At 59.6% G+C, this 11,330-nt stretch carries 13 protein-coding genes; all 13 read right to left on the reverse strand.

Annotated elements, in window-relative coordinates; all coding sequences use genetic code 11:
- Window positions 1-1,078, reverse strand: a 1,078-nt coding sequence (locus B5F27_RS14645; protein ID WP_144066546.1) for a DUF6273 domain-containing protein, incomplete at its 3' end; no start/stop codon positions are given.
- Complete coding sequence (locus B5F27_RS14650; RefSeq protein ID WP_242962210.1) at window positions 1,078-2,106, reverse strand: reverse transcriptase domain-containing protein; 1,029 nt, start codon at window positions 2,104-2,106, stop codon at window positions 1,078-1,080. The genes B5F27_RS14650 and B5F27_RS14645, both read right to left, overlap by 1 nt.
- A 404-nt stretch (window positions 2,107-2,510) precedes the next feature.
- The gene (locus tag B5F27_RS14660) at window positions 2,511-3,059 is read right to left on the reverse strand and encodes a hypothetical protein (RefSeq protein ID WP_079699103.1); all 549 of its coding nucleotides are present in this window, start codon (window positions 3,057-3,059) and stop codon (window positions 2,511-2,513) included.
- Window positions 3,059-3,796: a phage tail protein gene (locus B5F27_RS14665; RefSeq protein WP_158098265.1), complete on the reverse strand. Its 738-nt coding sequence runs from the start codon at window positions 3,794-3,796 to the stop codon at window positions 3,059-3,061. The genes B5F27_RS14660 and B5F27_RS14665 overlap by 1 nt, the downstream gene beginning before the upstream one ends.
- Complete coding sequence (locus B5F27_RS14670) at window positions 3,789-4,430, reverse strand: putative phage tail protein (protein WP_087368844.1); 642 nt, start codon at window positions 4,428-4,430, stop codon at window positions 3,789-3,791. The genes B5F27_RS14665 and B5F27_RS14670 overlap by 8 nt, the downstream gene beginning before the upstream one ends.
- Window positions 4,423-5,646: a baseplate J/gp47 family protein gene (locus tag B5F27_RS14675; protein WP_087368845.1), complete on the reverse strand. Its 1,224-nt coding sequence runs from the start codon at window positions 5,644-5,646 to the stop codon at window positions 4,423-4,425. The genes B5F27_RS14670 and B5F27_RS14675 overlap by 8 nt, the downstream gene beginning before the upstream one ends.
- The gene (locus B5F27_RS14680; protein ID WP_158098266.1) at window positions 5,647-6,057 is read right to left on the reverse strand and encodes a DUF2634 domain-containing protein; all 411 of its coding nucleotides are present in this window, start codon (window positions 6,055-6,057) and stop codon (window positions 5,647-5,649) included. It abuts the gene before it with no gap.
- Window positions 6,057-6,461 carry a DUF2577 domain-containing protein gene (locus B5F27_RS14685; RefSeq protein WP_242962211.1) on the reverse strand — a complete coding sequence of 135 codons (405 nt, stop codon included), beginning with the start codon at window positions 6,459-6,461 and terminating at the stop codon, window positions 6,057-6,059. The genes B5F27_RS14680 and B5F27_RS14685 overlap by 1 nt, the downstream gene beginning before the upstream one ends.
- Complete coding sequence (locus B5F27_RS14690; protein ID WP_087368847.1) at window positions 6,451-7,416, reverse strand: hydrolase; 966 nt, start codon at window positions 7,414-7,416, stop codon at window positions 6,451-6,453. Before B5F27_RS14690 ends, B5F27_RS14685 begins: the two co-directional genes overlap by 11 nt.
- Entirely contained in the window at window positions 7,413-8,057 is a 645-nt protein-coding gene (locus B5F27_RS14695) for a LysM peptidoglycan-binding domain-containing protein (protein WP_079699110.1), read from the reverse strand. Before B5F27_RS14695 ends, B5F27_RS14690 begins: the two co-directional genes overlap by 4 nt.
- A gap of 302 nt (window positions 8,058-8,359) precedes the next feature.
- A complete protein-coding gene (locus tag B5F27_RS14700) occupies window positions 8,360-8,686 on the reverse strand; it encodes a hypothetical protein (protein ID WP_144066547.1) in 327 nt (108 codons plus the stop codon).
- On the reverse strand, window positions 8,683-9,429 hold the full coding sequence (locus tag B5F27_RS14705) for a hypothetical protein (protein ID WP_087368849.1): 747 nt from the start codon (window positions 9,427-9,429) through the stop codon (window positions 8,683-8,685). Before B5F27_RS14705 ends, B5F27_RS14700 begins: the two co-directional genes overlap by 4 nt.
- An 88-nt stretch (window positions 9,430-9,517) precedes the next feature.
- A partial coding sequence (locus B5F27_RS16855) for a DUF6273 domain-containing protein (protein ID WP_158098267.1) occupies window positions 9,518-11,330 on the reverse strand: 1,813 nt, incomplete at its 5' end.

Here is an 11,330-nt window from a genome sequence, read left to right on the forward strand (position 1 = left end):
AGCCCTTATAGATTTGGGTCCAGGAGCCGCCGTCCACCTGCCGCTCCAGCTCATAGCCGCTGAGGTTGCCGTCACTGTCAGAGGCGGCGGTCCAGGAGATGGCCAGGTTACTGCCGCCACGGACAACGGCGGGGACAGTCAGACTGCCGGGAGCGCCAGGGGCCCGGTTGTTGGTCACCGTCACCGTGCTGCTGGTTTTCCAGCCGCTCTCAAGTCCGGCGGCGTCATAGGCCTTGACCCGGTAGGCCACGGTGTTGGTACCAAAGGCCACGGTGTTGGTGGTGCTGGTGGCGGTGCCCTGGTAGATTTGGGTCCAGGAGCCGCCGTCAACCTGGCGCTCGACAATGTAGCCCTCAAGGTTGCCCTCTGCATCCGTGGAGGTGCCCCAGCTCACGGTGATGGTGCTGCCGCCGTCAATACTGCTGGGGACGGAGATGCTGGCGGGCGTAGAGGGGGCGGTGTTCTGAAACACAGAGCCGTCATCGCTCACATAGAGGGAGGAGGGGAGAGTGAAAGCGGGGCGGGACCCGTAGGAGTTGTTGCAGTTGCTGCCGACGATATAGCCATAGGAGAACAGCCTCCAGGCGTTGCTGGCGTAGTTCGTGTTCGGGGAGCGGGTCCATTGTGTGGTGGCGCTCCCGTTGCGATAGGCAATCCGCAGGGTGGACGCAATGGGCAGGGCGGAGCCCTCCGTGTTGGCATAGGAGTGGGACTGCCCCAGCTCGGTGAGGGACAGGGCAAAGATGACCCGCTCCAGGGTGCCCACCGTGTTGTTGCCGTTGCCGGGGGTGTAGCGGATTTTGGTGGTGCCGATGAGGGAGCGGATGTCGGCGTCCAGCATGTTTTTGTAGGTGCTGTTAAACCAGCTATCCAGGTCGCTGCTGGCGTAGGCGTTCACATTGCCGCTGTCCCACACTCGGTCATCATAGGTGTCCTTGCGGACCACCAGCGTCCTCCCGGCCCCGTTGAGGCTGCTTTCATAGTCGTGCTTGGCAACATAGAAGTCCACCAGCGTGCCGTTTTCTTTCAGCTTGATAATGCTGCCGGTGGACTTGTTGCCCAGGGTAGTTGTGGCCATTAGATTTCCTCCTTTAGAATGTTTTGCACACGGTCCCGCACCTGCTGGCGCAGGGACCAGGTGTTGCCGTGAGCGGCGTGGGCGTCCCAGGCCTGCCAGCTTTGCAGGATTTTCTCACGGGTCACAAGGCCCGCCGGATAGTCCTGCTCCCACCGGCGGAGCTTGGAGCGCATACGCTTGATGCTGCTGTGCCGCAGCTTGCGGATGACCTTGCCCTCCTCGGTCAGATAGGTGTGAAAGCCCAGAAAATCAATCCCGTTGCGGATGGGGAAAATCTGGGTTTTCTCATTGAGCTCCAGCCCCAGGCTGGCCATAAAGACCCGGATTTCCTTGAGGCAGAATTGCAAATAGTCCTTGTCCGGGTGGATGAGGAAAAAGTCATCCATGTACCTGCCATACCAGCGGATGTGGAGCCGCTCCTTGACGAAGTGGTCAAACTCATCCAGGAACAGCAGGGCAAAAAGCTGGCTGGTCTGGTAGCCCAGCGGCAGGCCGTCCGTGCTGTCTATGTAGGTACACAGCAGGTCAAAAACGATGGGCTCAAGGTCCAGCTTTTTGAGTTTTTCCTTGAGCTTGTCGTGGTCAATGGACGCAAAGAAATGCCGCACATCTGCCTTGAGGACCCAGCCCTCCGCCGTGCGGTATTTGTTCCAGTATTCCGTGAAAAATCCACGCAGCCGGTCCAGGCCGAAGTGGAGCCCTTTGCCTTTCTGGGATGCGTAGTTATCCAGAATGAAACTGTTGGTGATGCGCTCATAGATGAGGTTGTCCACCAATGCGTGCTGGACCACTTTATCAACAAAGGCCGGGGCCTGCACCAATCTCTTTTTGGGCTCGTAGACATAGAACACCCGGAACAGTCCGGGCCGGTAGATTTTGGTTTGCAGGATGTAGACAAGGTTGACGATGTTGGCCAGCAGGTGGACCTCATAGTTGGCGGTGGCGGCCCTGGAGCGCTTGCCCCGTCTGGCCGCCAGGTAGGCTTTGTAGAGCACCGAAAAGGTGCATATCTCAGAGAATTTCAGCACGGGTCTTTGCACCCCTGTAAACATGCGGGCGGCCCCCTGTCATCCCGGCGGCGGGCCTCCCTCTCCTTGTGCGCCGTGTAGGTGCCGCAGGGACAGGACCAGCAGCACCCCGCCGCCTCGGTGTGCGGTGGGGTGCATCGGCGCAATGTATTTGCCTTGGTGTCAAGGCTGGATGTGACCTCCTTTGATGTGATGGATGGCGCTGCTTTCGGCTTTGGGCCTACTCGGTCGGACCTTACCATCAGAGCGGGGCGGGACCCGTTGGAGTTGTTGCAGTTGTTGTTGTTGATATTGCCATTGGAGTTCAGCCTCCAGGCGTTGTTGGTGTTGTTCGTGTTCGGGGAGGTAGAGGTAAATAAACAGGTCACACCCAAATACACGGCCTTGGTGGCCGTTGTATCCGTTTACTGAGGCCGCAGGGCCTCCGCAATTTGTAGGGCCATTTGCCCCATCTTGGCAAGCTCCTGGGCCGCCTTGGCCTCCCGGAGGGCGGCGGCACGGTTGCCGTCTGATTTCCTCCAGTTGAAAGCCTTTTGACGGACCGGGCGCACCAGCTCCGCCCAATAGTGGCATTGGTCGCCGGTGATGTACTTGCGGCCATAGCTGAGGTTGATGAGCTGCTCCATGGTCTGGCACTCGATGAGCACGCCGTCCAGGTCCTTGAGCCGCTCCTCATACTCGGTTTCAAAGTAGCGGCCATTGGCGGCCTCACAGCCCTTGAGGATGCGGACGGCGCAGTCCTGGAGCTCGGCGCACAGGTGGAAAGTCTGGCTTTTTGGAAAGTGAGGCTTTCCGTCATCTTTCACCTTGTCATAGAGGAGCTTTTCCACAAGCTGGTCACCCACCATGATGTAGGCCTTGACCGGCTTGTATTCTGCCTCTTTCTGCTTGACCCGCTGGATGGTGTAGTCCAGCAGATCGGAGGCAAGAGGGATGATGTCATAGCTTGGCATTAAAACTCAATCCTCGCATAGGTTTCATTCCAGACGCCGGTGACTACCACGCCGGTGAGGGTCCCAAAGGTCACCTCAAAGCTGTTGCCGGTGACATTGGTGCCGTATTTCAGCTCCAGCACGGAGAGGCGGCTGTCCAGGCCGCTGAGGTCCACACGGATGTCCGGGTGGGAGGTTTCATCGGTGTTGTGGTCATCCACGGCGTCCGTGATGTCCTGCCGGATGTCCGGGTGGCTGGCCGGGTCCGTGTTGTGTTCGGCAATGGCCTCCTCCAGGTCCTCCGGGCTCACCGTGTCCAGGGACGGGGTGATGGTAAACTCCAGCACGGAGCTGTCCACCACAACAATGTGCATGAGCATGGTGAGCCGCCCGTCCACGCCGGTGGAGATGGCCACCTTTTCCGTGTCCGGGGTGTTGCAGATGGCAATGAGGGTGCCGTCCTCATCAAAGAGGCCCATTTCACGGACAATGAAGTTGCCCACACTGTCATCAATGATGATTTTCACATCCATCATGTTGGGGACAGAGGCGTTTTGCTCGGCGGACACGATGGGCCCCCGCCACAGCTCCCTCACAAGCTCCGTCTGTTCCGTGCTGGGCAGGTAGTAGCTGCCCCCGCCGTCACCGGCGGCGGCCTGGGTGATTTTCAGCTTGGTCCCCGCCAAAATGCAGTTGGTGATGAGGGTGGACCCCGCCGTGGTTATCCTGGTGCCGTACTTTCTTTCCTGGTCAGGCATTTCCGCTTTCCTCCTGTTCGTATGGATAAATTTCAAGGGTTGCACGATACTCCAGAGGCCCGGCTCCGATGACGCCGCCGGTGCTCTCCAGCTCATTGGTCAGCAGGGGCCACAGGTCCATGTGCAGGGAGCGCTCCGTGTAGGCCCCCAGCCGGACGCCGCCGGTAGACTGCAAAAGGGCGGTCATCAAAATGTGGATGTTCTCCGGGCGGACCGTCAGCAGCATGTCAAGGATTTCCCCCGCCAGCCGGTCCGCCTCCGGCAGGACCGTGTAGTCAAGCTGGATGTCCAGGGTGTAGTCCTGGAGAGAAACAGAGTGTCCGTCCGGGCCGCACAGGCCCGCCAGCCAGTTTTTCAGCCAGCGCAGGGTGTAGGGCAATTCCAAATTCCACTTGGCCTTGATGCGGGCCTTGCGGGCCTCCAGGGTGTCCGTGTCCTTGGGAAAGAGCCGCAGCTCTTGCTCCCACACGGCCACGCCGTCCTCATCAGCGTCCTCAAGGAATTGGTTGGCCAGCACCCTGGTGATGGCGTCCCATGCAAGGGAGATTTCCGGCTCATTGGCCCCGTTGATGACTTGAAACTCCAGCACCTCCCGGAGCACCGGGGGCAGGTAGTTCAAAAGGTGTCTATCCATCGGTGACCTCCCCTCTGGCGGGGATGCTGTCCGGGCCCAGGGCCAGGTTGTTCTCCTGCCCGTTGATTTTGGTGCCGCCAATGTCCGTTATCATGTTGGAGCACTCGGAGAGGATGCGGCTTTCAATCTGGGAAATGCGGACGGTCAAAAAATCAGAGCTGGCCCAATCCTGGGACAGCTCCACAAAGTAGGCGTCAATGACGGCCTCCACATAGCTCTTGACGGCATCCCAATCCCACCCGGAGGCATAGGTGAGGTGGAGGGCAATGTCCACCTCCTCCGGCGTCACGCCGGTCACATGGACCACATGGCCGATGGGGGCCAGGCCCAGGCCCTCCCCGGCGTTCTGCTCCGGGTCAATGGCCGTCTGGATTTCCTCCAGCAGGGTGGGCGTGGGGGCCTTGTAGTCAGAGGCCATGATGACCAGCTTGACCGTGCCGCCCACCGTGAGCTTTTTCTCTTTGGCCGCCGTGTAGACTGCCGTGAGCCAGGTGGCCACGGAGCCGCTCACCGTGGAGATGGTACTGGTGTACCAGCTTTCCACGGCCTCATCCGGGATGAGGCTGGCCGGGGAAATGTCGCCATTCCAGACGGGGTGGATTTTGAGGTCCCCCACGCCGGGCATGGCCAGCACTTTCTCCCGATAGTCGGCTTGGTTGCCGCCAAAGGCTTGGGACTGGAAACTGTCCAGCACCCGCTGGCGGAAAGCCTCCGTTTCCTCCTCATCATCGCCGGGGATGAGCAGCTCCACCAGCTCCGCATGGGTGAGCCCCTGCACATACTCCACCGGGATGAGGGTGCCGCCGTAGTTGTTGGCCGCCGCTCCTGGGGTTTCACAGGTGACCTGGTGGCTGAGGCCGGTTTCCGTGTCCTCCTCCGGGTCCATGCGGGCGGTGACCACAAAGTTGAGGTCCTCGCAGGAGAAACGGGTCCCCACCGGGACCTCAATGTTAAACTCCGCCCGATAGACGGCGGGGCTGGCCGGGTAGGGGTCCATGTTGCGGTCATGGGCCCGCTTGATGAGGTACTCACGGGGGGCCGTGATGATGTAGGTGGCCTGGAGCACAAAGTCCGCCGCAATGTAGAGCTGGGCCAGCTCTGCCATGGACGGGGCCACGCCGTTCATCACCATGGAGCCCTCCCGCTTGTCCACCGGGGAGGCCACCCTGGACAGGGCGCTGGCCAGCAGCGCCTCATAGGTCCTGCTTTCAAACATTCAGATGTCAACCTCCTTTTGGGCGCTTACATCGCCATAAATGGTGTGGACGGTAAACCGGGCCGTGACCCAATTTCTGCCCATTTCAAATTCCCAGCCGTCCAGGGAGGTGATGCGGTCATCCTGGAGCAGGGCCTCCGTGATGCGCCGCTTTATCTCGCTCATGGCGTAGTCTTTGGGCTTGCCTATCAGATCGGACAGCTCGGAGCCGTAGTTGCGGGAATAAATAGGGAAAGCGTAGCGCTCCACATTCAGAATGAGGTAAACGGCCTGGAGGACGGCATCCCGCTCATCCGTCATGCCTCTCACCCGGTTGCGGTCAATGTCCAGCTTGTGGGTGTAGCTGGGCTGGGTTTCCACCGCAAAGGTGATGAGGTCCAGGTCATCCCCCGTGGTCGGTAAAGTTGCCATTAGGTCCTCGCCTCCCATCTGCCCAGGACAATGTACTGCTGCCCGCCGTCACACCGCAGGAGGATGACCTTTTCCCCCATCTGGAGGGCGTTGTGGACTTTCCACTTTTTCCGGCCCTGGTAGCGGTGCTTGTGGGGCGCAAAAGAGGCATCCCCGGCCCCGCCGCTGGTTTCCTCGGTTTCGTGAAACTCCGGCATGGTGGTCATCTCCACGGTGTAGTCCCTCACGGCGTCCGTGAGGATGAGCTGGGCCTCGGTCAATATTTTCTTTTGGTCAACGGTGATTTCAAGCGGAGAGGTGGAGGTCACATAGCCATAGCCCCCGCTCATGGGAGCGCCTGCCTGGACGGCCTCCACGGCGGCCCGCTTGACCAGCCGCACCAGTTCATTGATGTCAAGTGACAAATGTACCACCTCGCATTTTGAGCTCCATGAGGTGCTGCTCATTGTTGAAAGTGTGTTTGACCTGCTCCACCATGAGGTAGTTTGACACATTGATGTCACCCAGCCCCAGCATGACCACCAGCAGGGTCCCGGCCCTCACCCGGATGTCCCCCAGCACATCTTGGAGCTTGAGGGTCCGGGTTTTGGTGTTATAGAGGCTGAGGAGGGCATCCGCCATGGCCTTGGCATTGGTAGTGCTGTCCAGCTTTTCGTAGTATTGCAGGACGCCCCATTGGTTGATGTTGGAGCTGTCCTGGGCCACGAAAATCTCCCGCTTACCGGTGTCCTTGTTCTCATAGGAGAGCTTGATTTTGTCATAGGTCTGGGATGCGATGGAGCTTTTATAGTCAAAGTCCCCAGCCGTGTCCTCATCAATCAAAAGCCCCAATTTCATGCTGCCGATGTTCTTGAGGGTCAGCTTGCCCACATCGTCATAGAGCACATACATCTGGGAGGTGGCCTTGAGGGTTTCGTCCAAAGCCGTCTGGATGATGTCAAAGAGGGTCTGGTTGTCCTCCACCCGGCTCCCGATGGTGTAGCCGGTGTCCTCCAGGTCCCCCACATTGAGCTGGAAGTCCTCCGCAATCATGCGTATCACATCGGCGGCGGTCTTGTTGGTGTAGACATAGGTATCCTTGTTCTTGAGGTAGTAGAGCTGGTCATATACGGTGATTTGGATGATGTCATCCGTGCTGCCCTTGCGGGATTTCTCAAAGACAAAGCCATAAAAGACGGGGGTGCCGTCCACGGAAAAACGGCACGGGTCGCCCTCTTGAAAGCTCAAGCCGGGTGTCTTGACCACCTCGGCAATGAGCTTTCCCGGCTGTCCTTGGCGTTCCCACTCAATGCTCACATTCTCCACCACGGGGGGCAGCATGATGGTCCCCTGGTGTTGTATCAGCAGCTCATAGGTCATGGGATGGTGAGCACCTGCCCCACATAGATGAGGTTGGGATTGCTGATTTTGTCCGTGTTTGCGTTGAAAATCTTGTTGTAGTCGGCCCCGTTGCCGTAATACTTGGCGGCGATGGCCCACAGGCTGTCACCGGCCTTGACCGTGTAGGTCTTGGCCGTGGGGGCCGTGCTGGCGTCCCGCTCCTTTTCCACCGTCACGGTGGGCGTGGTGCTCTCTGCCTTGGGCTCCTCCACGGTCACGGTCTTTGTGCCGTAGTCCCGCCATTGCTTGAGGTTGACATCCACGGCCACATCCAGGCCCTTTTTGCCGTCCTCGGTGATGTTGTAGTCCTCCACGCTTACCTTGATGTTGGTGTCAAAGAGCATCCCCCCAGAGGGGGACATCCGCACCAGCATGAATTGGGTGGTTTCCTTGTTGGCTTTCATTCGCTCCAGCAGTCCCAGGTAGTAGTCCGGGGACCGGGAGCCGGTGAGCATGGGCAGGTCAAAGGGGACGGTGAGCTCCGTGAGGCCGGGGGCCCGCAGGAAATTGACCTCGCCCTCATTCAAGAGGACCAGGGTTTTGTTTTTCCCCTTGATTTTCACCTGGAGCTTTTCTGGGGTGGGCCAAAGGGCCCCGCCCAGATAGCAGGTGTAACTCATCTTGTCACCCTCCTTTTTTCCATTGGAAAAAACTCCGTGTTTCCGGCATGGGGCAGGGTCTACGCATGGACGCCCTCCGCCGCCGTCAGCAGGGCCTCTGTAAAGCCGTCTGTGAGGGTGGAGATAACGCCGTCCAGATCGGCACCGCCCTCAATGCGGTTGGTCATGCCGGTCTTTTCAAAGGGTATAAAATAGCTGGGAATGGGTATCCGCTGGAGCCCTTGCACCGTGGGCTTTTTGCATTTTGTGGAACAGCGTGGAACGGGCCAGAATTGTGGTAAATGGGGGAAAGAATGGGGAAATTATAGGGGGTGTTTTGCTACATATCGCTGGGCCGTCCTGGCCAAATTGTCGGCGCAATTTCTGCCGCCCATGCTAAGGGCAATTTGCCGCCAGGTCAGCCGCTTTTCAAACTTGAGCACAAACAAGGTCCTTATAAAATCGTCCTCTATGGCGTCAATGTAGGCCGCCAGGCGGTCCCGCTGTTTCTCCACCCGGCGGAGCCTGTCCTCCATAATGGTACGGATTTCAGCCGTTGCCGGGCCGTTCTCCAGCTCTTGGAGGCGGCGGCGCTCCGCCTCTGCCTCACGCCGCAGGTAAAATAGCTGGTACAAGGTATCTAACATCATTCAAGCCCCACTTTCCGCCGGAGGGCCTCCCGCTTGAAAACGATTTTTTCAACGGCGCTTTCCCCGGTGTTTCGTTGTGTCTGGATGCCCACCCGCAAATAGTAGGGGGTGCGGTCCTCTATGTATTGCAGCAGCTCCGCATGGAGGGCGGGGTTTATGAGCTTGCTCATGCCCCGGTGTTCGGCGTTCTTTTCGTCCCTGGACAGTTCCCGCCCCTCAAAGTATTTGCCCCGTATGGCGTCCCCCTCGGCCTCTGGGAGCCGCTGCAAGGCCCGCTCCAGGGCGGCGTGGAGCTGGTCATGGTAAATGCTATCCTCCACGCCCTGGAGGCTCTGGGCGGCGCTGGGGTCCTCCACAAACTCTGCAAGGGCTCGGACATCCTCCCCGCCGTCCTCGCTGGGCGGGGCGTCCAGGCTCACCGCCTGGCGCAAGGCGTCATTTTTGTGGGCCCTCCATCCCCCGGTGTTCCCGAAAGCAGTTTGTAAAGCAAAGGCAAACCAGCCTATAAACTGCATCTCACTGTCCGGCTTGTAGGTGTCCACGGCGGCCACCAGGGCGATATAGCCGCTGTTGTATAGGTCATCAAACTCCACGCCGCCGGTGTTCGTCATGTAGCCGTTGGCGTATAGGGTCATAAGGCGCTGGGCCCGGTTGGCCACAAAACGCTCCACCTGTTCCCAGAGCTCCGGGAGGCGGTCCCGCTCCCCGGCTTGGATTTTTGCTACAAGTTCCTCGTTTGTCACGGGGACCGCCTCCCTTTTTTTCTACTGGAAAAAACTCTGTATTTCGGCCCCCTGGGTGTATCAGCACCGCAGGGGGCCGTTTCGTGCCTTACTGGAACGCTCCGCCGATGGCGGTAATATATCCGGCCTCACCACTGGAGCCCCGGCTCACATTGACCTTGACATTGAAAGCAAAGCCGTTTGTGGCCGTCTGATTGGTGAAAACATGGTTGGAGCCGTTTTTGTAGTCCTGGGTGGCGTCCTCCCACACGGGGGAGCTGTCCTTTGCGTTATTGGTGACAAGCACTTGCAAATCAGCGTCGGCGGGAATGTGGCCGTTGATAGACACAACGCACACAGAAATAACATCGTCAGCGTCAATGGGCTCTGCCATCGTGATGGAGGCCTCATAGACCGCCTTGGTAAAGGTCACGGTGTAGGGGGTGCTGTCCGCCTTGCCGTCATTGGCCACCACCTTGATGGTGTGGGCCCCGTTGAGGACTTTCTGCCAGTTGGCGGCGGTGACACACTGGACCGTGTTGCTCTGCCCCAGGGTGGCGGTGTAGGTCCGCTTGAGCACATTGTCCAGGTACTCTTTCACCGTCACGGTGTCGCTGTCAGCGTCCGTCACGGTGTAGGTCAGGTCAAAGCCGTCCTCCTTGGTCCCCAGATCGGTGCCGGAGGTCGTGGAGCTGGTGATGACCGGGATGGCGTTGTTGTCCACCGTCCGGGTTTCGCTGGTCACATAGGTGCTGGTGGCGTTGTAGCTGTCATAGGAGCGCACACGGTAGGCCACGGTGTTCCACCCGGCGGTGATGGTGTCGGTGTAGGCCAGGGCGGAGCCCTTATAGATTTGGGTCCAGGAGCCGCCGTCCACCTGCCGCTCCAGCTCATAGCCGCTGAGGTTGCCGTCACTGTCAGAGGCGGCGGTCCAGGAGATGGCCAGGTTGCTGCCGCCACGGACAACGGCGGGGACGGTCAGACTGCCGGGAGCGCCGGGGGCCCGGTTGTTGGTCACCGTCACCGTGCTGCTGGTTTTCCAGCCGCTCTCAAGTCCGGCAGCGTCATAGGCCTTGACCCGGTAGGCCACGGTGTTGGTGCCAAAGGCCACGGTGTTGGTGGTGCTGGTGGCGGTGCCCTGGTAGATTTGGGACCAGGAGCCGCCGTCCACCTGGCGCTCGACAATGTAGCCCTCAAGGTTGCCCTCTGCATCCGTGGAGGTGCCCCAGCTCACGGTGATGGTGCTGCCGCCGTTGATGCTGCTGGGGACAGAAATGCTGGCGGGCGTAGAGGGGGCGGTGTTCTGAAACACAGAGCCGTCATCGCTCACATAGAGGGAGGAGGGGAGAGTGAAAGCGGGGCGGGACCCGTAGGAGTTATTGCAGCCGTCGTCGTTGATACCGCCATAGGAGCTCAGCCTCCAGGCGTAGCCGGTGCGGTACGTGTACGGGGAGCGGGTCCATTGGGTGGTGGCGCTCCCGTTGCGGTAGGCAATCCGCAGGGTGGACGCAATGGGCAGGGCGGAGCCCTCCGTGTTGGCATAGGTGTGGGATTGCCCCAGCTCGGTGAGGGACAGGGCAAAGACGGCCCGCTCCAGGGTGCCCACCGTGTTGTTGCCGTTGCCGGGGGTGTAGCGGATTTTGGTCGTACCGATGAGGGAGCGGATGTCGGCGTCCAGCATGTTTTTGTAGGTGCTGTTAAACCAGCTATCCAGGTCGCTGCTGGCGTAGGCGTTCACATTGCCGTTGTCCCACACCCGGTCATCATAGGTGTCCTTGCGGACCACCAGCGTCCTCCCGGCCCCGTTGAGGCCGCTTTCATAGTCGTGCTTGGCAACATAGAAGTCCACCAGCGTGCCGTTTTCTTTCAGCTTGATAATGCTGCCGGTGGACTTGTTGCCCAGGGTAGTTGTGGCCATTAGA

Source organism: Faecalibacterium sp. An192 (assembly GCF_002160175.1).
GTDB lineage: Bacteria > Bacillota > Clostridia > Oscillospirales > Ruminococcaceae > Faecalibacterium.